Annotated in this window: 16 protein-coding genes; 6 read left to right on the forward strand and 10 right to left on the reverse strand. The window is 70.0% G+C overall.

The window, feature by feature from the left end; genetic code table 11:
- Nucleotides 1-11: 11 nt before the first annotated feature.
- From VNE60_08150 to VNE60_08175, 6 genes are all read right to left on the reverse strand, one after another.
- Nucleotides 12-1,274 (reverse strand): SGNH/GDSL hydrolase family protein, encoded by a 1,263-nt coding sequence (locus tag VNE60_08150; GenBank protein ID HVB31475.1) that lies wholly within the window; start codon nucleotides 1,272-1,274, stop codon nucleotides 12-14.
- A gap of 32 nt (nucleotides 1,275-1,306) precedes the next feature.
- A complete protein-coding gene (locus tag VNE60_08155; GenBank protein ID HVB31476.1) occupies nucleotides 1,307-4,429 on the reverse strand; it encodes an efflux RND transporter permease subunit in 3,123 nt (1,040 codons plus the stop codon).
- Between the two features lie 4 nt (nucleotides 4,430-4,433).
- The gene (locus VNE60_08160) at nucleotides 4,434-7,553 is read right to left on the reverse strand and encodes an efflux RND transporter permease subunit (protein ID HVB31477.1); all 3,120 of its coding nucleotides are present in this window, start codon (nucleotides 7,551-7,553) and stop codon (nucleotides 4,434-4,436) included.
- Nucleotides 7,554-7,604: 51 nt separating this feature from the next.
- Nucleotides 7,605-8,891, reverse strand: a complete 1,287-nt coding sequence (locus VNE60_08165; GenBank protein ID HVB31478.1) for an efflux RND transporter periplasmic adaptor subunit — start codon at nucleotides 8,889-8,891, stop codon at nucleotides 7,605-7,607.
- Between the two features lie 217 nt (nucleotides 8,892-9,108).
- The gene (locus tag VNE60_08170) at nucleotides 9,109-9,666 is read right to left on the reverse strand and encodes a flavin reductase family protein (GenBank protein HVB31479.1); all 558 of its coding nucleotides are present in this window, start codon (nucleotides 9,664-9,666) and stop codon (nucleotides 9,109-9,111) included.
- A gap of 2 nt (nucleotides 9,667-9,668) precedes the next feature.
- Complete coding sequence (locus VNE60_08175) at nucleotides 9,669-10,094, reverse strand: OsmC family peroxiredoxin (GenBank protein HVB31480.1); 426 nt, start codon at nucleotides 10,092-10,094, stop codon at nucleotides 9,669-9,671.
- A gap of 267 nt (nucleotides 10,095-10,361) precedes the next feature.
- Here VNE60_08175 and glgP point away from each other — a divergent pair, with 267 nt between their 5' ends.
- The 5 genes from glgP to VNE60_08200 are packed head-to-tail and all read left to right on the forward strand — an operon-like array spanning nucleotide 10,362 to nucleotide 19,061.
- Nucleotides 10,362-12,515, forward strand: coding sequence for an alpha-glucan family phosphorylase (gene glgP, locus VNE60_08180; protein HVB31481.1), 2,154 nt, complete (start codon nucleotides 10,362-10,364; stop codon nucleotides 12,513-12,515).
- A gap of 9 nt (nucleotides 12,516-12,524) precedes the next feature.
- Entirely contained in the window at nucleotides 12,525-14,051 is a 1,527-nt protein-coding gene (locus tag VNE60_08185; GenBank protein ID HVB31482.1) for a glycogen/starch synthase, read from the forward strand.
- 16 nt (nucleotides 14,052-14,067) lie between these two features.
- The gene (locus VNE60_08190; protein ID HVB31483.1) at nucleotides 14,068-15,708 is read left to right on the forward strand and encodes a 1,4-alpha-glucan branching protein domain-containing protein; all 1,641 of its coding nucleotides are present in this window, start codon (nucleotides 14,068-14,070) and stop codon (nucleotides 15,706-15,708) included.
- A gap of 6 nt (nucleotides 15,709-15,714) precedes the next feature.
- A complete protein-coding gene (locus VNE60_08195; protein ID HVB31484.1) occupies nucleotides 15,715-17,142 on the forward strand; it encodes a DUF3536 domain-containing protein in 1,428 nt (475 codons plus the stop codon).
- Entirely contained in the window at nucleotides 17,139-19,061 is a 1,923-nt protein-coding gene (locus VNE60_08200) for an alpha-amylase/4-alpha-glucanotransferase domain-containing protein (GenBank protein HVB31485.1), read from the forward strand. The genes VNE60_08195 and VNE60_08200 overlap by 4 nt, the downstream gene beginning before the upstream one ends.
- Here VNE60_08200 and VNE60_08205 read toward each other — a convergent pair.
- Genes VNE60_08205 through VNE60_08220 form a run of 4 tightly spaced genes read right to left on the reverse strand, consistent with a single transcriptional unit; the run spans nucleotide 19,054 to nucleotide 22,901 of the window.
- Nucleotides 19,054-21,015, reverse strand: coding sequence for a glycoside hydrolase family 15 protein (locus VNE60_08205; GenBank protein HVB31486.1), 1,962 nt, complete (start codon nucleotides 21,013-21,015; stop codon nucleotides 19,054-19,056). The two genes, VNE60_08200 and VNE60_08205, sit on opposite strands and share 8 nt — an antisense overlap.
- Before the next feature lie 34 nt (nucleotides 21,016-21,049).
- Nucleotides 21,050-21,700 carry a hemolysin III family protein gene (locus tag VNE60_08210; protein HVB31487.1) on the reverse strand — a complete coding sequence of 217 codons (651 nt, stop codon included), beginning with the start codon at nucleotides 21,698-21,700 and terminating at the stop codon, nucleotides 21,050-21,052.
- A gap of 2 nt (nucleotides 21,701-21,702) precedes the next feature.
- A complete protein-coding gene (locus tag VNE60_08215; GenBank protein ID HVB31488.1) occupies nucleotides 21,703-21,873 on the reverse strand; it encodes a hypothetical protein in 171 nt (56 codons plus the stop codon).
- A 23-nt stretch (nucleotides 21,874-21,896) separates the two neighbouring features.
- Nucleotides 21,897-22,901 carry an NADP-dependent oxidoreductase gene (locus VNE60_08220; protein ID HVB31489.1) on the reverse strand — a complete coding sequence of 335 codons (1,005 nt, stop codon included), beginning with the start codon at nucleotides 22,899-22,901 and terminating at the stop codon, nucleotides 21,897-21,899.
- 120 nt (nucleotides 22,902-23,021) lie between these two features.
- Here VNE60_08220 and VNE60_08225 point away from each other — a divergent pair.
- The coding region (locus tag VNE60_08225) for a M14 family metallopeptidase (GenBank protein ID HVB31490.1) at nucleotides 23,022-23,995 on the forward strand (974 nt) is incomplete at its 3' end.

Genomic DNA, 23,995 nt, shown 5'->3' on the forward strand with positions numbered 1-23,995 from the left:
TTCACGACTCGCTAACGATGTGGAGGAGGCGCGCGGAACAGACCGAGGTCGATCGACTCCGCCATCGCCCGATATCCGGCGTCTCCCGGGTGGAGATGGTCGCCCGAATCATAGGCGGGCAGAAATCGCGCCGGATGGCTCGGGTCGCGCATCACAGCATCGAAATCTATGACGCCGTCGAATGCGCCGCTGGTCCGGATCCATGCGTTCACCGCCTGCCGCTTGGCCTCCGACGCGGCCGAGTAGTACGGCTCCGACCCCTCGAACGGCGTCAGCGTGGCTCCGTACACCACGAGCCCCCGCTCGCGCGCGCGCTCGGCCAGCTGCGACAGCCCGAAAATGATGGCGGCCGCGCTCACGGAGTCGTCGGGGTTCCTCGAGAAGTTCGCCCGTCCGATGTCGTTGATGCTCTCCATGATGATGACGTCGCGCGCGCCCGGCTGCAGCAGCACGTCGCGGCCGAACCGCGCCAGGGCGCTGGGCCCCGCTCCGGGATTCAGCACCCGATTGCCGGAGATGCCCGCGTTCGCCATGCTCATCACCGGCGCGCCCGGCGTGGTGAGCAGGCGCCGGGCCAGCACGTCGGGCCACCGGCGGTTCTCATCGGGCGTGGACGCGTACCCGTCGGTGATCGAATTCCCGATCGTCACGATGGCGCCCGCCGCCTGCGCGTTGGTGACGTCCACGCCCGACAGGAAGACCCAGGATCGGAACGCCGTATCGGCGGCGAACGCGGTCGCGGCGGCGAAGTCGCCGGCGCCGGACACATATGTGGTCTGCAGGCCGAGCGGATGGCGCGTGGACGTGCGCGCCGAATCGGGCAGATAGAGGCTCACCACGAGGTCGCTCAACGGCGGCACCTGGTAGGCGATCGGATCGCTCACCACGGTGGCGCCCGCCCCGATCGTCACCGCCGCCTGCCCTCCGAACGTGAGCGCCCGGTCGGACCCCGCGCCGGTGTTCGCGCCGCCGGCGCGCCGCGCCACGCGCGCGTCGCCAATCACCAGGGGCCGGTCGCCGTACTCGTTGGACAGGCGCACGCGCACGCTGTCGCCGCCGAGCGTGGTGTGCACGATCTCACGGATGGTGCGATTGACGTAGGTGGGCACGCCATCCGGCGTCCCGGCCGCTGGTCGCGCGTCCATCCACGACTGGCTGGCGCTCCAGGTGACGATCCAATGGGGGGCCGCTGGGCGCTGCGCGCCGGCGCCGGTGAACGCGGCGGTGAGCGTCGCGACCGCGAGGGCGAGCGTACGAACGGAGCGACCGGACATGGGCGGTGCCTCCAGCTGGAGAAGCCAGAGAGTTACGTGCCCGGCACGGCCTCCGGAAGAGCCGGCCCATCGCCGCCGAACGGCGCCGTCTCGGGGGCCCGCCGCCGCGAGAACCTGGTCTGCAATTCGTCCAGGTACGTATAGAACACCGGCGTCACGTACAGCGTGACCAACTGCGAGAACGCGAGCCCGCCCACCACGGCCACGCCCAGCGGGCGCCGCGTGGCGGCGCCGGCGCCCCAGCCCACGGCGATCGGGATCGCTCCCATGAGCGCCGCCATCGTCGTCATCATGATCGGCCGGAAACGCACGCTGGCCGCTTCGAGGATCGCCTCGGTGGGCGTCTTGCCGCTGTCGCGCTGCGCCTCGATGGCGAAGTCGATCATCATGATCGCGTTCTTCTCCACGATGCCGATCAGCATGATCACGCCCACGAACCCGTAGATGTCGAGGTCGAGGTGCACCAGCATGAGCGTGGCCAACGCGCCGAACGCCGCGAACGGGAGCCCGGTGAGAATCGTGATCGGGTGGATGAAGCTCTCGTACAGCACGCCGAGGATCACGTAGATCACGAACACCGCGAGCACGAGGAGCACCACCAGCCCCGACTGCGTGTCCACGAACGCCTGGGCGATGCCCGAGAAGCTGGCCGCGATGTTGGCCGGCAGGATGCGGGCCGATTCCTGCTTGACCGCGGTCAGCGCCGTGCCCAGCGACACGCCGGGCGCCAGGTTGAACGAGATCGTGGCCGACGGGAGCTGCCCCGAGTGGTTCACGGTGACCGGACCCACGCTGTCGTTGAACCGCGCCACGGTGGACAGGGGCACCAGCGGTCCGCGGGACGAGCGCACCCACAGGCGGCCCAGCGCCGCGACGTCGGATTGGTACTGCGGCAGCAGTTCCATCACCACCCAGTACTCGTTGGTGGACGTGTAGATCGTGGACACCTGCCGCTGGCCGAAGGCGTCGTACAGGGTGTTCTCGATCTCCGCCGCCGAAACGCCCAGCTGTCCGGCCTGCTCGCGGTCGATGTCCACGGTGACCTGCGGATTGTTGATCAGCAGGTCGCTGGTGACGTCCGTGAGGATGGGCAGCTGGCGCAGGCGCGTCTCGAGCGCCCGGGCCGCGGTGTCGAGCGCGCCCATGTTGCCGCTCTGGAGCGTGTACTGGTAGAGGCTCTTGGACGCGAGGCCGCCGATGGAGATCGCCGGCGGATTCTGGACGAACACGGTGATGTCGGGCACGCTCGCCAGAGCGCGCGTGATGTCGCGCGCGATCTCGTCGGCGCTGCGGCGCCGCTCCGTGATCGGCTTGAGGTCGATCGTGAGTTGGCCCTGATTGGCCGCCGCCGTCGTGCCCACCGACGACGTCACCGACCGCACGTCGGGATCCTGCGCCACCACCGCCGCCACCTGCTTCTGCCGTTGCGAGAGGCCGTCGAACGAGATCCCCTCCGCCGCCTCGGTGGTGGCCAGCAGTTGCCCGGTGTCGTCGGTGGGGAACAACCCCTTGGGGATGGCCCAGAACAACCAACCGGTCACGACCAGCGTGGCGAACGAGAACGCCAGCGCCGCCGGCCGCCGCTGCATCACCCACGCCAGCGTGCGTTCGTAGATGCCCAGCCACCAGTCGTAGAACCGCTCGGTGGCGTGGTAGAACCGTCCGTGCGCGCGCTCGTGCTCGGCCCGCAGGAAGCGGCTGGACAGCATCGGCGTGAGCGTCAGCGACACGAACCCCGACACGAGGATCGCGACGCCGATCGTGACCGCGAACTCGTGGAACAGCTTGCCGATGATCCCGCCCATGAACAGGAACGGGATGAACACCGCGGCCAGCGAGAACGTCATCGACAGGATGGTGAATCCCACCTCGGCGGCGCCGTCGATGGCCGCCTGGCGCTTGGTCTTCCCCATCTCGAGGTGGCGCACGATGTTCTCCAGCATCACGATCGCGTCGTCCACCACGAAGCCCACGGCCAGCGTGAGCGCCATCAGCGACAGGTTGTCCAGGCTGTAGTGCAGCAGGTACATCACCGAGAACGTCCCGATGATCGACATCGGCAGGGCCAGGCTGGGGATGATCGTGGCCGAGAGATTGCGCAGGAACAGGAAGATCACCAGCACCACGAGCGCCAGCGTCAGCTCGAGGGTGAACGTCACGTCGTGCACCGACGCCTGGATGGTGGCCGAGCGGTCGTAGAGCGTGGACACCTTCACCGTGGGCGGGATCTCCGACTGCAGGCGCGCAATCGACGCCTTGACGCGGTTGGCCACGTCCACCGTGTTGGTGCCCGGCTGCCGCTGGATGGCGAGCACGATCGACCGCTGCCCATTGTACCAGCTCGCCGTCTTGTCGTTCTGGACGTCGTTGGTGATCCGGCCCACGTCGCTCAGGTGCACGGGCGCGCCGTTCCGGTAGGCCACGATCACGTCGCGGAACTGATCGGCGTCGGACAGCTGCCCGGTGGCCTGCACGGTGAGCGCCGTCAGGGGGCCCCACAGCACGCCGGTGGGCATGTTCACGTTCTGACTGGCGATCGCCGAGGCCACGTCCTCGAGCGCGATGCCGCGCGTGGCGAGCTGCGCCGGATCGAGTTGCACGCGCACGGCGTACTTCTGCGCCCCGTACACCAGCACCTGGGCCACGCCGCCCACCATCGACAGCCGCTGGGCCAACGTCGTCTCGCCGATCTCGTCGAGCGTGGACAGCGGGACCTCGGTGGACGTCAGGGCGAGCGTCAGGATCGGCGCGTCGGCCGGATTCGATTTCTGGTATGACGGCGGCACGATACCCTGCGGCAGCGCGCGCGTGGTCTGGGCGATGGCGGCCTGCACGTCCTGCGCCGCGGCGTCGATGTCGCGGTCGAGGGCGAACTGGATGACGATCTGCGTCTGCCCCACGCTCGACGTCGACGTCATGTTGTCGATGCCGGCGATGGTCGAGAACTGTTTCTCGAGCGGCGTGGCCACGGTGGCCGCCATCGTCTGCGGGCTCGTGCCCGGCAGCACGGCGGTGACGGTGATCGTGGGAAAGTCCACGTTGGGCAGGTCGCTTACCGGCAGCTGCCTGTAGGCCACGATGCCGAACACGAGAATGCCCACCATGACGAGCGTCGTCATGACGGGGCGTTTGATGAACAGCGTCGTGAAGTTCATAGGGTCAGTCGCCCGCCGCCGGGACCACCTGGCCCCCCGCGGTGGTGGTGGTGCCGGTAGCGCGCGCGAACACGCGGCCGCTCCAGCCCTGCAATTCGTCGAGGTACGTGTAGAACACCGGCGTCACGTAGAGCGTCACGATCTGGGAGAAGGCGAGTCCGCCCACGACCACGATGCCGAGCGGGCGCCGCGACGCCGCGCTCGCGCCCACGCCGATCGCGATCGGCAGCGTGCTGGCGATGGCCGACACGGTCGTCATCATGATCGGCCGGAACCGCACGCTCGCCGCGCGGACGATCGCTTCGGCCGGCGTGCACCGGTCCTCGCGCTCGGCGGCGATCGCGAAGTCGATCATCATGATCGCGTTCTTCTTCACGATCCCCACCAGCATGATGATCCCCACGTAGCCGTACACGCCCAGCTCCACGTGGGTCACCCAGAGCGCCACCAGCGCCCCGAACGCCGCAAACGGCAGCCCGGTGAGGATGGTGATGGGGTGGATGAAGCTCTCGTACAGGATGCCGAGAATGATGTAGATGATGAACACCGTGATCACGAACAGCAGCCCCATCCCCTGCTGCGACGCCTCGAACGCCTGGGCGGCGCCCGAGAAGTTGGCCGAGATCGACGCCGGCAGCGTGCTCCGCGCCAGGCGATTGACCGCGTCCACCGCCGCGCCCAGCGAGACGTTGGGCGCGAGGTTGAACGAGATCGTCACCGACGCCATCTGCCCGGAGTGCGCCACGCTCAGCGGCCCCGTGGTGTGCTCGAACGTGGCCACGTCCGACAGCGGGATCATGCGCCCGTTGGACCCGGGCACGAAGAACCGCCGCAGCGCGTTGGCGTCGGTCTGCGCGGCCGACACCGTCTCCATCACCACCCAGTACTCGTTGGCGGGCGTGTAGATGGTGGACACCTGCTGCTCGTTGTAGGCGTCGGCCAGCGCCTGCTCGATCGACGCCGGCGTCACGCCCAGCGCCAGCGCGCGGTTGCGGTCGATGTGCACCTGCAGGATCGGGGCCCGGTTCTCGAGGTCCGACGTCACGCTGGTGAGCAGCGGCACCTGCTGCAGCCGCGCCATCAGCTTGCCCGCCTCGGAATACAGCGTGTCGATGTCGTTGCCTCGCAGCGTGAACTGGTACTGCGCCTTGGCCGAGCGGCCCCCGATGTGGATGGCCGGCGGGTTCTGGAAATACACGGCCAGCCCCGGGATGCCCGACAGGCGCCTGGTCAGTTCGTTGACCATCGCGTCGGCCGACGGCCGCTGGCCCTCCGGCTTGAGCGTCACGTTCAGCCGCCCCTGATTGGACGACCCGAACCCGCCGCCCACCGACGAGCTGAACGACTCGACGTCGGGATCGGCGGCCAGCCGCGCCATGGCGATCTGCTGCAGCCGCTTCATCTCTGGGAACGACGTGCCCTGCGCCGCTTCGGTGGTCCCGTTGAGCTGGCCGGTGTCGTCGGGCGGGAACAGCCCCTTGGGGATGATCATGAACAGCCCCGCCGTGAGCACGAGCACCACCACCGAGAATCCCAACGCGTAGCGGCGGTGGCGCATCACCCAGCCCAGACTCCGCTCGTACGCGTGTAGCGTGCGTTGGAACATCTGCTCGGTGGCGTTGAACCAGCGGCCGTGGCGCTGCTCGCTCTTGGCCTTGAGCAGCCGGCTGCACAACATCGGCGTGAGCGTGAGCGACACGAACCCCGAGACGAGGATCGCCACCGAGATCGTGATCGCGAATTCCTGGAACAGCCGCCCGATCTGGCCGCCCATGAACATCAGCGGGATGAACACCGCCGACAGCGACAGCGTCATCGAGAGGATCGTGAATCCCACTTCCTGCGCGCCGTCGAACGCGGCCCGCATCGGCGGCTTCCCCATCTCCAGATGGCGCACGATGTTCTCGAGCATCACGATCGCGTCGTCGACCACGAACCCCACGGCGAGCGTGAGCGCCATCAGCGACAGATTGTCCACGCTGAAGTGCAGGATCGCCATGATCGAGAACGTGCCGATGATCGACATCGGCAGCGTGAGGCTGGGGATCAGCGTGGCCACGGCGCTGCGCAGGAACAGGAAGATCACCATCACCACGAGGCACAGCGCCACGACCAGCGAGAACTTCACGTCGTGCACGGAATTCTGGATCGACACCGAGCGGTCGTATTGCACGTGCACCGTGACCGTGGGCGGGAGCCCCCGCTCGATCTCCGCCAGCGCCTCCTTCACCGCCGCCGCCACCTCCACCGTGTTCACGCCCGGCTGCCGCATCACCGCCAGTCCGATCGCGCGCTCGTTGCCGATCCAGCTCGCCCCCTTGTCGTTCTGCATGTCGTCGAGGACGTTCGCCACGTCGCCCAGCCGCACCGCCCCGCCGTTGCGATAGGCGATGATCAGCTGGCGGAACTGCGCGGCGTTGGCCAGCTGCCCGGTGGCCTGCACCGTGCGCGTGCGATCGCGCCCGTAGAGCACCCCCGTGGGCAGCATCACGTTGTTGTTGCGGATCGCCGCCGCCACCTGCGACACCCCGAGCCCGCGCGCCGCCAGCCGCGCCGGATCGACCTCCACGCGCACGGCGTACTTGGCCGACCCCCACACCTGCACCTCCGACACCCCTTCCACCATCGACAGCCGCTGCGCGATGTCGGTCTCGGCGTACTCGTCCACCGTCTGCAGCGGCAGCACCGCCGACGTGAGCGCCAGGAACAGGATCGGCGCCGCCGCCTGGTTCTGCTTGTGCATCGACGGCGGATGGATGCCCGCCGGCAGCGCCGGCATGGCCTGCGAGATCGCCGCGTTCACGTCCTGCGCCGCCGCGTCGATGTCGCGATCGGGCGAGAAGGTGAGGCTCACGTTGGTCGAGCCCAGCGAGCTGTTGGACGTGATCTCGTCGATCCCGGCGATGGCCGAGAACGCCTTCTCGAGCGGCGTCGCCACCGTGGCCGCCATCGTCTCCGGGCTGGCGCCCGGCAGGCTCGCGCCCACGCCGATGCTCGGCGAATCGGTGATCGGCAGGTCGCTCACCGGCAGCCCCCGGTAGGCCACGATGCCGAACACCACGATGCCGATCATCAGCAGCGTGGTCATGACCGGCCGCCGGATGAAGAGCCCGGTGAGACTCATCGCCCCGCTCCGGCGCGGCGCCTTCGGATCGCGGTCACCGCGACGTCGCCGTCACGCACCCGGGCGCCCGCGCCGGCCGCCGCCGGAGGCGCTGCCACCCTTGGCGCCGCGGCTCACATGCGTGCTGTCGCCGGCCGGCGGGTCCACCGCCGTGCGCAGCGTGGCCGCCGCGCCCGGCGTGAGACGCGACTGCCCTTCGGTGACCACGCGGTCGCCCTCGGCCACGCCCGCCGCCACCACCGCCAGGCCGCCCGTCGTCCGCTCGATCACCACCGCATGCTGCTGCGCCTTGTTGTCGGCACCCAACGTGTACACGTACGTCCCCTGCTGCCCCGTCACCACCGCCTGGGCCGGGATCACCAGCGCCCCCTGCTCCACGTACAACCGCATGCGCGTGGACGCGAACTGGCCCGCCCACAGGTCGCCGTCCTTGTTCGCGAACGTGGCCTTGAGCTGCACGGTGCCGGTCGTCGTGTCCACCGCATTGTCGATGAAGCTCAGCGTCCCCAGCTCGGGCTGCGTGCCGCTCCCCTGCTGGGCCGCGAGCGCCTCCGCCACCGGCGACGACGACTCCGGCGCCACCGTCGGCTGCGTGGTGGAGTCGAACGGCGACGATGCCGGCGTGCCCCCGCCCGGCATCGCCGTCACCGGCAGGCCGCCCCGCGGCGCATAGCGCAGCAGCTTGGGCAGCTCGGACGACGGCACCGAGAATCGCACCATGATCGGACGGATCTGGTTGATCACCACCAGCGGCTGGCTGCCCGCGGCGCGCACCAGATTGCCCACCCGCACGAGCACGCTGCCGGTCTTGCCGGCGATCGGCGCCCGCACCGTGGTGTTGTCCAGGTTGAACTTGGCCGTGGCCACCAGCGCCGCGTCGGCGCGGAGCGTGGCGTCGCTCGTGGCCGCCGTCGTCTCGTACTGCTCGGCCTCTTCGGGCGTGATGACTTTGGCGGCGACCAGGCTGCGGTACCGGTCGCGCTCGTATCGCGCGTTGGCCGCCGTGGCCGAGTCGCGCGAGTACGCGGCCCGGGCCTGCTGGTAGGCGTTCTCGTAGGGACGGGGATCGATCTGGAAGAGCACCTGCCCCGTGGTGACCTCGTGGCCTTCCTGGAACGCTACCCGGGTGACGATCCCGTCCACCTGCGAGGCCACCGCCGCCGACTGGATGGGCGTGACCACGCCGTTGGCATCGATGATGTAGGGCACGTCGGCCCGCCGCGCCGCGACCACAGCCACCGTGACCGGCGGCTTCGGGGGTCGGGCCTGCTGCTTGGCGCACGAGGCGGAGAGCACGAGCGCGCCGCACAGGGCGGGGGCGACGCGGGAGACACGCACGAATTGCTGCAATTGCCGCATTGGTTGAGCCGAGAGTGGGGATCGCGGTGAGACGGACGCGGAGGGCGCGCGGGCCCCCGATCCGGGAGGGCAACCCGCCGCTCGCCACGCCTGCACCCCAACATACGGATGAGGGGGCCCAGACGTTTGAAATCCGCGCCGGCCTTTACATCGCCCCGGTCCCCGGCTAATGGCGGCCCGCCCCGGCGGCTCCCCCCTACTTCATCCGCGACGGCAGCTTGAGCGTGCGCCCCGCCACCATGAATTCCCCCATCCCCCGGTGATGGAGGGTCCGCGGCGCCACGCGCGACGGGCGAATCCAGGCCTTCACCACTTCGAGCACGAAGAAGTTGTACCTGGCCACCAGCCGCGTATCGGACACGACGCACTCCAGATTCGCGAAACACTCGGCGATCAGGGGCGGCGCCACGCGCGCCGCCGGCTCCGCCGTCAGGCCGAAGGCGGCGAACTTGTCCACCCGCCGCCCGGTCGTGTTGCCGCACGCCACCACCCGGTCGGCCAGCCCCACGGCGGGAATGTTGATCACGCACTCCCGCGAGGCCTTCAGCGCCCCGAACGAATAGTTGCGCTCGCTGATCACGCACCCCACCAGCGGCGGTTCGAACTCCATCATCGTGTGCCACGACATCGTCATCACGTTCGGCCGCCCGCGCCGCGCCGTGGTGACCAGCACCACCGGGCCCGGCTCGAGCAGGCGATACACCCGCGACAACGGGAGCGACCGCTTCCGGGCCCGCTGGCCCGCCGCCGGCACGGTCACCCCGCCAGTTGGGCGTCGAGCGTCATCGGCACCGCCGACAGCGCCCGCGACACGATGCAGCCGGTTTTGGCGTCTTCGGCGAACTTCTTGAACTCCCCATCCGACACGCCCGGCACCACGCCGCGCGTCACGAGGTCGATGCCGCTGATCGAGAAGCCGGCCTCCCCCTTGGTGAGATGCACCGTGGCCGTGGTCGTGACGCTGGTGGCCGGGTGCCCCGCCGTGGCCAGCGCCGCCGCGAGGGCCATCGAGAAGCACCCCGCATGCGCCGCGCCGAGCAGCTCTTCGGGATTGGTGCCGCTCCCGCTCTCGAACCGGCTGGCGAACGAGTACGGGCCGTCGAACGCCCCGCTCCCGAGCTTCACGTTGCCGCGGCCCCCCTTCAGGTCGCCGTTCCAGCGGGCTTCAGCCTTGCGATCCATAGCGCGCTCCTTCCGATGCGTGATCCCACCATGGGCCGGCGCGCCGCGGAACGGCGAGCGGTCCCCTCCATAGTCTGAACGTACGCGAAATGCGGCGCCGGCCGGAAGGCTGGTAGTCGCTCCCGCACGACCCTACATTCAACCAGCCGTTCGCAACCGGTTCGTTGCCCGGCCCGCCGTCTCCTTCCACGGCGTTCCCTTCCCGGCTCCGCAATCCCGCACTGCGGCGTGATTTCGCGTCCGGACCTGGCAGCGCCGTCCCACGCCATGCCCCCACGGTTTCCCCTCCTGCCGCAGCGCCTCTCCGGGCTGGCAGACATCGCCGGTAATCTGTCCTGGAGTTGGAATCGCGACGCGCGCGCGATCTTCCGCACCATCGATCCTCTCATCTGGACGCGCTGCCGGCATGATCCCATCCGGATCCTCAATGAGGTGAGCGGCGAGCGCCTGGCCCAGTGCGCCGCCGATCCCGACTTTCTTGCCCAGTACGACGCGCTCATGCGCTGGCACGCGTCGGAACAGTCGGACGACGTCACCTGGTTCGCCCAGACGTATCCCGACCAACGCCGCCGGGCCATCGCGTACTTCTGTGCCGAGTTCGGCTTCTACCACTCCGTGCCCATCTACTCGGGCGGGCTCGGCGTGCTCGCCGGCGATCACTGCAAGACGGCCTCGGACCTCGGCGTGCCCATCGTGGGCGTCGGCATCCTGTACCGCCACGGCTACTTCGATCAGCGCATCCGCTCCGACGGCTGGCAGGAGGATGCCGACGATCCATTCGACATCCACAACACGGTGCTCGAGCCCGTCGAGGCCCCCCACGCCACCCCGTATCTCACGGCCGTGCGCACGTCGGGGCGCGACGTGTTCATCCGCGCGTGGCGGTTGCGCGCCGGCCGAGTCTCGGTGTACCTGCTCGACACCGACTTCGACCAGAACCACCCCGACGACCGACCCCTGCTGAGCAAGCTGTACGCCGGCGGACCGGAGTTGCGCCTCAAGCAGGAATGGCTGCTCGGCGTGGGCGGCGTGCGCGTGCTGCGCAGCCTCGGCATCAAGCCCGCGGTGTGGCACGCCAACGAGGGCCACGCGGCGTTCATGCACATGGAGCGCCTGCGCGAGTTCCACCAGGCCGGCGTGCCGCTGGACGAGTCGATCCGGCGCGTGCGCGCCACGAGCGTATTCACCACCCACACGCCCGTGCCCGCCGGCCACGACATGTTCCGCATGGACCAGGTGCTGGAATGCACGGGCCCGATTCCCGACGCGCTGGGGATCGATCGTGACACGTTCATGATGCTCGGTCACCATCCCTTGATCGACCACGACACCTTTCACATGACGGCGGCCGCCATCCGGCTGAGCCACCGCGTGAACGCCGTGTCGCGGCCGCATGCCGCGGTCACGCGCCACCTGTGGGCTTCTCTCTGGCCGGACCGCCGCGAGGACGAGGTGCCAGTAGGCTACGTGACCAACGGCGTGCATCTCGCCACCTGGATGGCCAATTCGGTCATGGCGCTTCTCGAGCGCCACCTCGGCCCCGACTGGGGCGCCCGCGTGGACGACCCCCAGCTGTGGGAGCAGGTGCTCACGCTGGACGACGAAGCGCTCTGGCGCGTCCACCGGCGGCTCAAGGAAACCCTCCTCATGCACGTGCGCGAGCATGCGCGGCATGCCTTCGCGCGGCGCGCGCAGGTGGCCGATCAGCTCGTGGGCTCCGGCGTGCTGCTCGATCCGCACGCGCTCACCATCGGCTTCGCCCGCCGGTTCGCCACGTACAAACGCGCCCACCTCATCTTCGAGGACACCGAGCGTCTGCTGCGCATCGTCACCAACCCGGCGCGCCCGGTGCAGATCGTCTTTGCCGGCAAGGCGCACCCGGCGGACAATCTCGGCAAACAGGTGCTGCAGGAGGTCTACCAGGCCACGCGCGATCCCCGATTCGAGGGACGCGTGGCCTTCGTCGAAGACTACGACCTCCACCTGGCGCACGTCCTCGTCCAGGGAGTGGACCTCTGGATGAACCTCCCGCGGGTGCCCATGGAAGCGTCCGGCACCAGCGGCATGAAGGCCGCGCTCAACGGCGTGCCGCAACTCGGCACGGTGGACGGCTGGTGGGAAGAGGGATTCAACGGGCACAACGGCTGGTCGGTGGTGGAAGATCCGGCGGCCCCGGATGCTGAGGTGGGTCCCCAAGCGGCCGCACAGGTGTATCATCTACTGGAGCGGCATGTCGTGCCGGCATTCTATGATCGCGACAGCAAGGGCGTGCCGCACGCCTGGATCGAAGTCATGAAGCACGCCATCCGGGCGGCGGGCATGCATTTCACCGGTCAGCGGATGCTCACGGAATACGTGCGGGACTATTACGTGCCGGCAATCGTCGGCGATGCCGGCGCCGACGTCCCGCCCACAGGATAGGCGGCGCGCGTGGCCACTCGAAGGACTCCGGCACCGGCAAAGCCGCGGCGGGCCGCCTCCCCGCCGCGGGCGGCGTCCGATGCCAACCGGCGCACCATCGTCCACCTGACGGCGGAGTACTATCCGTACGCCCGCACCGGCGGCCTCGCCGAGGCGGTGGCCGGCCTCGCCAAATTCCAGGCGCGCGGCGGCGAACGCGTGGTGGTGTTCATGCCGCTCTACGCGCTGGTGCGGGAGGTGGCGCCCGACCTCGAGCCGCTGGGCCCCGCGCTCACGATCGCCGTCGGACCACGCCTCGAAGAGGTGCGCTTCTTCCACAACAAGCACGCGGCCGACGGTCCGGAAGTGATCTTCGTGGACTCGCCCGCCTACTTCAAGCGCGCCGGCATCTACGGCGAGCAGGGCGCCGACTACCCCGATAACCATCGCCGGTTCGCGCTGTTCGCCCGCGCCGCGCTCGAGGGCATCGTCCAGTTCGTGCCCGGCCCCGTGCTCCTCCATGCCCACGACTGGCACACCGCGCTGGCGCCCGTGTACGCGCGCACCTACAGCGCGCTCGCCGAGCGGTTCGCGGCCAGCCCGATCGTCGTGTCGGTGCACAACGCCGGCTACCAGGGGCACTTTCCCGAGACGGCAATCGAGGAACTCGGGCTTCCCTGGGAACTGTGGACGCTCGACTACCTTGAGTGGTACGGCAAGCTCAACGTGCTCAAGGGCGGCCTCAGCTTCTGCGACATGGCGGTCACCGTCAGTCCCACGCACGCCCGGGAGCTCTGCACGCCGGAAGGCGGGTTCGGCCTCCACCACACCTTCCAGGACCTGGGCGACCGGCTGGTGGGCATCATCAACGGCATCGATCAGCGCGTGTGGGACCCCGCCACCGACGATTACATCGCCGCGCACTATTCGCGCGACGACCTCTCCGGCAAGGCGGCGTGCAAGGCGGCGCTGCAGCACTCGTTCGGACTGGCCGAACGCCCCGACGTGCCGCTGTTCGGCATGACCGGCCGGCTGGTGAAACAGAAGGGGTTCGACCTCATTCTCGAGAGCGAGCGCGTGCGGTCGTACGACGCGCAGTTCGTCTTCCTCGGCGAGGGCGAACCGGGGTACCGCGCGGCGCTGTCGTCGCTGGCCGCGGGGCGCTTGCACACCGTGGCCGTGGACTTCGCGTTCACCGATGTGCTCGAGCACCGGCTCATGGCGGGCTCCGACATCGTCCTCATGCCGTCGTTGTACGAACCGTGCGGGCTCACGCAGCTGCGCGCCCAGCGCTACGGCGCGCCGGTCATCGGGCGACGCGTGGGCGGCATTCGCGACACCGTGCAGGACAACCGCACCGGCTTCCTGTTCGACGACTTCACCGCGGAGGCGCTGGACGGCGCCATCGACCGCGCGCTCGCCTGCGCCGCCGACCCCGACGCCTGGACGGCGATGATGCGCCGCGCCATGGAATCGGACTTCGGGTGGGAACGCGCCGCCCAGGCGTATGGCCGCGTGTACGCCGAGGCCGATCGCCTGGCGCGGGCACGCCCATGAACGCATTCTGCAGCTAATGGACTTCGTCCTCGTTCTGCACTCGCATCTGCCCTTCGTGCTCGGGCACGGCCGCTGGCCCCATGGCAGCGACTGGCTGATGGAAGCGGCCCTCGATTCGTATCTCCCGCTGCTCGATGCCCTGGAGCAGCTGGACGAGGAGCGCGTGGCCGCGCCGGTCACGCTCGGCGTCACGCCCGTGCTCGCCGCCCAACTCGCCGATCCGCTGTTCGCCACCGAGCTCCGCGCATTCTTCGCGCAGCGCCTGGTGGCCTGCGACGAGGCGGAGCGCGAACTCGCGCACACCGGCGACCACCAGCTCATTCCCATCGTCCACGTCTGGCGCGACCGATTCCGCCGCCTGGAGGCGCGTTTCGAGTCGCTCGACGGCAACCTCGTGGGCGCCCTGCGCGCGCTCGAGGCGGCCGGCCGGCTGGAGCTGATGAGTTCGGCGGCCACGCACGGCTTCCTGCCGCTCCTGGCTCGCGACGAGAGCATTCGCCTGCAGCTCCATGCCGGCCGCGCCGAGCATACGCGGTTGTTCGGCCGCGAGCCCGCCGGGCTCTGGCTGCCCGAATGCGCGTACCGCCCGCGCGGGGAATGGGCCCCGTGGCCCGGCGCGCCCGTCACGGGCGTCCGCGCCGGCATCGAGACCCACGTCGCCGAGGCCGGCTACCGCTACACGGTCATCGACTCGCACCTCGCGCGGGCCGGCCGCCCGCTCGAAGCCTACCACTCGAGCGCCGAGTCCGCGGCCCACGAGGCGCTGCGGTCGCCGTACCGCGACTACGCCGTGGGGCACGACGCCGACGCGGTGCGCGCCCTCGTGCGCGACCCCGCGTCCACGCGCCACGTGTGGAGCCGCGACGAGGGATATCCGGGCGCGTTCCGGTATCTGGAATTTCATAAGATCCGCTGGCCCGGCGGGCTCAAGCTCTGGGAGGTGACCGGCGCCGGCGTGTCGCTGGGCGACAAGCGACCGTACGACGCCGCGGCCGCCCGCGCGCTGGCCCGCGAGCACGCCGGCCATTTTGCCGGCCTGCTCGACGGCATCGCCCGCGACGCCACGCCGGCCGAGACGCTGATCGTCGCCCCCTTCGACTCCGAACTGTTCGGCCACTGGTGGTTCGAGGGTCCGGACTTTCTCGCCGACACCTACCGCGCCCTGCGTGGACACCCGAGCGTCCGGCCCACCACCGGCTCCACGCACGTCAATGCGGCCGGCGCGCCCACGTCGCTCGAGCTGCCCGCGGGATCGTGGGGCAGGAACGGTGATTTCAGCATGTGGCTCAATCCCGGCACCGCCTGGACGTGGGAGCGGCTGTGGGATCTCGAGACGCGCTTCTGGCGCGCCGCGCCGGCCGCGTTGGCGCTCCCTGCCGCGCATGCCGTGCTCGCGCAGGCCGCCCGCGAACTGCTGCTCGCCCAGGCCTCCGACTGGCAGTTCATCATCTCCACGGGCGAGGTGGTGGATTACGGCGAGCGCCGGTTCCGCGTGCACGCAGACGCCACCGCGGAGTTGGTGGCCGCGCTCGAGAGCGGCAGCGATCTGGCCGGCGCCGCCGTGCGCGCCGAGGCGCTGCGCGCGCGCGACGGCCTCTTTCCCGACGTGCTCGATGCCGTGGCCCGCGCGCTCAAGCCCTCCGCCGCGTCCGCCTGATCATCCATGCACTCGGTTGTCGTCCACGGTCACTTCTATCAACCACCCCGCGAGAATCCCTGGCTCGGCCGCGTGGACGTGGAGGCGAGCGCCGATCCGTTCCACGACTGGAACGAGCGCATCACGCACGAGTGCTACGAGCCCTGCACGGCGGCGCGACTGCTCGACGCCGAGGGGCACGTGGACGGACGGATGAACCTGTTCTCGTGGATGAGCTTCGACGCCGGCCCCACGCTGCTCCGCTGGTTGGAGCCCAACGCCCCCGACGTCTACCGCGCCATCCTCACCGCCGACGCCGAGAGCGCCCGGCGCCTGGACGGGCACGGCAACGCGCTGGCCATGCCCTACCACCACGTCATCCTCCCGCTCGCGTCGCGGCGCGACAAGGCCACCGAGATCCGGTGGGGACTGGCCGACTTCCGCCGCCGGTTCGGCCGCGACGCCGAAGGGTTCTGGATGCCCGAGACCGCGATGGACGAGGAGACGCTCGTCGTGCTCGCCGAGCACGGCGTGAAGTTCACCATCGTCGCGCCGCGCCAGGTGGGCCAGGCGCCGACCCAGGGCCAGCCGCTGCGCTTCTCGGCCGGCGGCGGACGCGAGATCGCGCTCTTCGTCTACGACGGACCGCTCGCCACCGGCGTCGCCTTCGGACGGCTGCTGGAACACGGGGATCTCCTGGCCCGGGCCCTCGCTCCCGACTCTGCCGTCGACGGATTCTCGCTCGCCAGCGTGGCCACCGACGGCGAGACCTTCGGCCACCACCACAAGTTCGGCGAGATGGCCATGGCCCGCGCGTTCGCGATCCTCGCCGCGCGCGCCGACGTGCGCGTGGAGAACTTCGCCTCGGTGCTGGCTCGCCATGCGCCCACGCGCAACGCGCTCGTGGTCGAACCGTCGTCGTGGAGTTGCGCGCATGGCGTGGAACGGTGGCGCTCCGACTGCGGCGACCGCATCGTGCCGGGCACGTCGCAGGCCTGGCGGCGTCCGCTGCGCACCGCGCTCAACTGGCTGGCCCGCGAGATGGACGCCCGCTTCGAGGCCGAAGGCGCCACGCTGTTCGTGGACGCATGGCCCGCCCTCGACGCGTTCGGCAGCGTGGCCACCCGGCTCGACGCCGAACGCCGCGCCTGCGTGCGCGCCCATCTCGCGCCCGGCGCCAACGAGGATCGCGCCCTCGAACTGCTGGACGCGATGTGGGCGCGGTTCGGCATGTTCGGATCGTGCGCCTGGTTCTTTGACGATGTCGCCGGACACGAGACGGTGCTCATGCTCTGGCTCGCCGCATATGCCATCGAGCGCATGCGCGACGCCACGCTCGAGAGCGGATTGCGCGACCGCCTGGCCGCCGCCATGAGCAACGATCCCGCCGAGGGCGACGGCGAGCGCGTCTATCGCACCCGCGTCCTCGCGGCGCGCCCGAGGGCGGCCACGTGAGTCATCCGGTCCCGCTCCCGCCGGTGCGCTTCGTGTTCGGCGTGCACCTGCACCAGCCGGTGGGCAACTTCCACCACGTGTTCGCGGCCCACGCCCGCGATGTGTATCGGCCCCTGCTCGCCCAGCTCGAACGCCGGCGCCTCGGCCCGGCGCTGCTCCACATCTCGGGGCCGCTGCTCGAATGGATCGAGGAACACGACCATCAGCTCGTGGATCAACTCGGCAAGCTCGCCGCCGACGGCGCCGTGGAATTCCTGCTCGCCGGCATGTACGAGCCCATCCTCGCCGCCATCCCGCGCCCCGACCGCGTGGAGCAGATCGCCTGGTTGCGCCAGGCGCTCCAGGCGCGATTCGGGATCGCCGGCGACGGCCTCTGGCTCACCGAGCGCGTGTGGGAACCCGAACTCTCCGCCGATCTCGCCGCCGCCGGCATCCGCTACGCCCTCGTGGACGACCGGCACTTCCTGGTCACCGGGTTCCGCCGCGATCAGCTGCACGTGCCCTATCGCACCGAGAGCGACGGCCAACCCCTCACCCTGCTCGCCATCGACGAACGGCTGCGCTACCTCATCCCGTTCCGCCCCCCCGAAGAGATGGCCGACTACCTGCGCGCCCTGCACGCCGCGCGCCAGCCCCTGGCCGTGTTCGCCGACGACGGCGAGAAGTTCGGCGGGTGGCCCGGCACGCGCGAGTGGGTGTACGACCGCGGCTGGTTCGACCAGTTCTGCGACATGCTCGACCGGTTGCGCGACGAGGGCGTGGTGCGCCTGTGCAGCGGACGCGAGGCGCTGGACGAGGTGCCGTGCGGCGGAATCGCCTACCTGCCCACCGCGTCGTATCGCGAGATGGAAGGCTGGGCGCTGCCGCCCGATGCGGCCAACCGGCTCCTCGCGCTCGAAGCCGAACTCGGCACCGAGCGCATCGCCGGCCCCGACGGCGCCCTCGTCCGCGGCGCGCACTGGCGCAACTTCCTGGCCAAGTACGCCGAGTCCAACCGCATGCAGAAGAAAATGTTCGCGCTGAGCACGCTCTGCCGGCAGCGCGGCAACCCACCCGTCGCGCGCCGCGCCGTGGGTCGCGCGCAGTGCAATGACGCCCTCTGGCACGGCGTGTTCGGCGGCCTCTACCTGCCCCACCTGCGCGCCGGCGTGTGGAGCCAACTCGCGATCGCCGAGCGCGAACTCCGGCAGGGCGAACCCATCGCCGCCGAGACGCTCGACATCAACGGCGACGGCTCCGATGAGGTCTGGGTCCACTCGGCGCACTTCTCGGCCATCATCGCGCCCGCCCGCGGCGGCGCGCTGGAAGAGTACACGCGCTTCGACACCGGGCGGAATCACGCCGACACCCTCACCCGCCGGCTCGAGGCGTACCACCTGTCGCGGCCGGGCCACGCCGGCACGCCCGCCCACGACGGCACCGCCAGCATCCACGACCTCGAAGCCGCCCTCGTGTTCGACGCGCAGCCGCCCGTGGATCTCGACGACCGCGCCATCGGCGTGCCGCGCATCATCGCCGGCCACCTCGCCGCCGACGCCTACGCCGCCGCCGCGTACCAGCCGGTGGCGTCGTTCGCGCGCACGCGTTGCGCCGCGCGTGTCGAGGTGGCCGACGACGCCGTGATCGTGCACTGCGAGGCGCCGGGCTTTACCGTGGACTGGCGCATCGCCGCCGACGGCGAGGTCCACGCCCGCTACACCTGGGACGCCGGCGCGCTCCCCGAAGGCGCGCGGTTCGCGCCCGAACTGTCGCTGGCGTATCCGCTCGCCCTCGACGCGCCCGGCGCGCGCGACGTCTGGCGCTACGAGATCGCGACCACCGCCAAGTCGGAGCGCGGCATCGAACGGGTGCGGCAGGGCGAGGCGGTCACGCCGTTGTTCGACGCCGCCACGGGCGAGGCCGCGTTCTCCCTCAGGTAGCCGCCGGACCCGCGCGATCCACGTAGTCGCGCACCGCGAGCACGTACGCCGCCTGGCTCCACGTGAGCGGCGACACCGACAGCGGGTCGCCGTTGTACGGGTTCAGCTGCTCGGCCATCACGCCCGACGGCAGCGCCCGCTCGGCGGCCCACTCGATGAGCGCGCGGCCGATTGCCCGATCGTCCCCCGTGCCCCGCTTGATGTGGTAGCGCGCCAGCCAGAGCGTGGAGATGAACCACGGATTGCCCTCCGCGATGTCCAGCCGCTGCGTCTCCACCTGGTGGTAGCGATCGTTCTCGTATCGCGCCATGCCGCCGATGTCGGTGTGCACGCGCAGCCGCTCGGCGATCTGTTGCACCGTGGCCTGCAGCTGCACGTCGTCCGGCGGCAGGACGTCCAGCTCCACCAGCCCGAACAGACTGGAGTCCATCGTCATGTCCAGGGTGTAGCCCGACGGCGTCACCGACGCCATGCGCGCGAACCGCTGCTCCCGATCGTTCCACATGACGTTGCGGAATCCATCCAGCATCCGCTCCGCGCCCGCGCGATAGCGCGCGGCGCGCTCACCTTCGCCGAACGCGTCCGACAGCTCGGCGGCGGCGCGCAGGCCGGCGATCACCGCCGCCACCGTGAACGCGTGCACGCCCCAGCGCTCCTCCCACAAGTCGAACGACGGCTGCGGGAGCCCGGTGTTCTGGTCCACGTACGCGAGCATGAAATCCCCGGGCCGGGTGACCAGCGACCGGTAGAACGGCGCCGTGCCCTCCACGTTCCGGAATTTCAGGAAATTCTGCCACAGCGCCCACACCACGAGCGCCGTCTCGTCCTCCTGGATGGGCAGCACGGGCTTGCCGTCGCGGATGTAGCTCTGCCACGTGGAGGCCAGCGTGCCGTCCGGATTGAACTTGTGGCGCAGGAATCCCTTGGACGAGATCACCCGCGAGCAGAAGCCGAAGAAGTTCTCCGGCGCCTGGGCGTGGCCGGCGCGGATCAGCGCCACCGACACCAGCGCGCCGTCGCGCGGCCACACGTACGAGTAGGTGTCGCGCGCCTCGGCCGTGATGTCGGTGTCGTTGGCCGCCAGGACGGCGCCGTTGCGGTCGATCTGCGTGCGGATGATGAGCAGACTCTGCGCGTACCGCTCGAGCGCCCGCGCCGAGAGATCGGTGTCCACGCCCAGCCCGCGGCTTCCCCAGAGGCCCCAGTAGTTGTGCGTGCGGCGCAGCAGCCGGTCCGGCGTCTTGGCGCGCATCACCTGGTCGATCGTGGCCACCGCGCGGTAGTCGGTGCCCGCCGCCATCCAGTAGTACAGCTCCGCCGAGCCCTGCGCCGGCACCTGCAGCGTCACGCCCATCGTCGAGTCCACCGAACCCTGGGCGATGGGATTCCCCTGCAGCACGCCGTCCTCCGCGTCGCGCCATGTGCCTTCCTTCCCGTCCACTTCCTTGTTGCCGCAGGCATATTGCGTGACGCCCACCTGGTGGCTCACGGCGCAGTTCATGAGGAAGTAGCGGTCGTCCTTGTAGTGGATGATCGCCTGCGTCTCGGGGTCGAAGAACGCGGTGTCCCCCACCTCCGTCCCGCTGAGGTGGAAGTCATGATGGAAGAACACGCGGATATCGCGCGCCCGCGCCGCCTCGTTGTGCACCACGATGCGCCGCACCAGCACGTTCTCGAAGAAATCCACGGTGTCGGCGCACGCGAGCGAAACCGCCAGCCCCGCATGCCGAGCCTTGACGTCGGTCACCAGCGTCCCCGCCGCGAACCGCAGGTCGGGCGCCCACTCGGGACCCATCCAGGCCATCTGGCCTTCGGTCCACACGCCGAAGTGGAACGGGTGCCCGGTGGCGTGATTCTCCTTGCCGATGTTCGGAAAGTAGATGTCGCGAATCAGGTAGTCGCGGCCGAAAGCCACGAGCAGCGCGCCGTTGGCGAGCGGAAGGTCACGAGGCATGGAGGACCATTGGGGTGAAGCGTGGAGATCGCGCCTATCGCGGAATCCCGTTCGCGTAGCCGGCCACGGCCACGAGATGGCACGCGCTGCCGCCGAGCACGAACAGATGCCAGACCAGATGCGCATACCGCATCCGGGGCCTGGTATAGAAGAGGACCCCGAGCGTGTAGAAGGCGCCACCGGCCAGCAGCCAGGCGAGGCCCGCCGGACCCACCGCCACCGCCAGCGGGTGGATGGCCACCACCACCAGCCAGCCCATGAGCAGGTACACCGCCGTGGACAGGCGCGGGTACTTGAATCCCACCCCCGCCTTGAGCACGATCCCCGCCAGCGCCAGCGTCCAGATCGTCCCCAGCAGGCTCCAGCCCCACGGACCGCGCAGCGCGCCGAGCGCGAACGGCGTGTAGGTGCCCGCAATGAGCAGGTAGATCGCGCCGTGGTCCACCACGCGCAGCACCGGCTTGGCATGCGACCGCGCCGGCACCGCGTGGTAGAGCGTGGACGCGCCGTACAGCAGCACCAGCGTGCTGGCATAGATGGCGCCCGCCACCACCTGCCACGCATTGTGATGCCGGGCGCCGGCGATCACGAGCAGCGGCAGCGCCGCCACGCTCGCCAGGAATCCAGCGCCGTGGCTCACCGAATTGGCGATCTCCTCGCCCAGCGTCTGGGGACGGTCCGACATCGCTAGCGCGTCACCGCGTAGTAGATCACGTACAGCCACGAGAAGAATCCGTGGACGATGGCCCACAGAATCGAGTGCGACTGGGACCACGAGATCGTGATCGCCAGCGCCGTCCCGAACCCCACCCCCGTCTTGGCCACTTCCACCCGCGAGAAGCCGGATCTGTCGCTCATCGGTGCCTCCGAATTCGTGATCCCTACCCGAGCCTGACCACCATCTTGCCGGTGTTCCCGCCGCGGAACAATCGGAGAAACGCCCCCGGCGCGTTCGCTATGCCCTCCACGATCGTCTCCCTGGCCTGCAGCCGGCCGGCGGCCAGATGTCCGCCCACATCCTTCGCGAATCGGGGCAGTTGATCCAGATGGTCGCTGACGATGAATCCCTTCATGGTCAGCCGCTTGCCGATCACCAGCGCCAGATTGCGCGGCCCCGGCGGCGGCGTCTGTTCGTTGTAGATGGAGATCGCGCCGCAGGCGATGATGCGCCCGTACGGCCGCATCGCCGTCAGCGCCGCCTCCAACTGCTCCCCGCCCACATTGTCGAAGTACACGTCGATCCCCGGCGGGGACGCGGCCGCCAGCTGCGCCGGCAGATCGCCGTCGCGGTAGTTGAACGCCGCGTCGAACCCCAGCTCGCCCGTGAGCAGCTTCACCTTCTCCGCCGATCCGGCGCTGCCCACCACGAAGCATCCGCGGAGCTTGGCCAGCTGGCCGGCCACGCTGCCCACCGCGCCGGCGGCCGCCGAGATGAACACGCGATCGCCCGCCTTCACGTCCACGAGGTTCAACCCCACCCACGCCGTGAGCCCCGTGATGCCCAGCACCCCCAGCCACATCGATCGCGGCTGCACCGCCGGGTCCACTTTGCGCACCGCGGACGCGTCGGCCACGAACGCCTCGCGCCAGCCGAGCATCGAGGTCACCACGTCGCCGGCGGCGAACCCGTCCGCGCGCGACGCGATCACCTCGCCCACCGCCGACCCTTCAAGCACCTGCCCCACCTGGAACGGCGGCACGTACGATTTCACGTCGTTCATGCGGCCCCGCATGTACGGGTCCACCGACATGAACGTGTTCCGCACCAGCACCTGCCCCGGCGCCGGCTCGCCCAGTTCCACCGAGGCGAGCGCGAAATGTTCGGCGGCTGGCATCCCGCGCGGGCGCGACACCAGACGGATTTCGCGGCTGACGGTGGTGGACATCGTGCGCTCCTCTCGGGAATGGCTGACAATGAACGATAACCACGCGGCCGCCGGCCGTGGCTTGCCCAGTCCCCCACCGGCGGCGATCTTCGGGCCATCCCTTCGTGAGGCCCGTGTCCCATGCCTACCCTCGTCGTCGGTTCCGCCACGGCGCGCCCCGGCGCCAAGGTCTCGGGCTTCCTGCATGTACCCCACGCCGCCGATCCCGGTGCCGAGATCCCGGTCACCATCGTCGCCGGCGCCGATCCCGGTCCGGTGCTCGCCCTCATCGCCGGCACGCACGGCTCCGAGCCGTCGCCCATCGTCGCGCTGCAGCGCGTGCGCGCCGAGCTCGATCCGGCCGTCCTCCGCGGCACCGTCATCATCGTGCAGATCGCCAACGTCCCCTCGTTCGCGCACCGCACCATCTACCGCGGTCCGTGGGACCAGAAGAACCTCAACCGCGTGTTTCCCGGATCGCCCCACGGCACCGCCTCGGAGCGCATCGCCCACGCCATCACCACCCAGGTCATCGACCAGTGCGAGTATCTGGTGGACATGCACTCCGGCGACGGCAACGAGGCGCTCCGTCCGTACTCGTACTGGAACAACCTCGGCGTCGACGGGCGCGTCGATTCCACGGCGCGCGAGATGGCGCTCGCCTTCGGGCTCGACCACATCGTGGTCGACCGCGGCCGCCCGCGCGACCTGAACGCCACGCTCTTCTGTTCCAACACGGCGCACGCGCGCGGCAAGCCCGCGGTGACCACCGAGGCGGGCGGCGTCGGCGTCCCCACCGAGGACATGGTGGCCCTCAACGCGCGTGGCGCGTTCCGCGTGATGCGCTACCTGGGCATGCTCCCCGGCCCCCGCGACATGCTCGAGCACGCCGTCTGGATCGAGCCGTCCGAGGTGCTCACCAGCCCCGCCACGGGCCTCTGGTATCCCGCCGTCCATCCCGACCAGTACGTGGCCAAGGGCGCGCCCTTTGGCCACCTCACCGACTACTTCGGCGAGACGATCGCCGAGGTGCGCGCGCCGATGGCCGGCATCGTGTTGTACGTCGTGGCGTCCCCCGCCATGGGAGAGGGCGAGCCCCTGGGCATGGTGGGCGC

The sequence above is a fragment of the Gemmatimonadaceae bacterium genome (assembly GCA_035533755.1).
GTDB lineage: Bacteria > Gemmatimonadota > Gemmatimonadetes > Gemmatimonadales > Gemmatimonadaceae > JAGWRI01.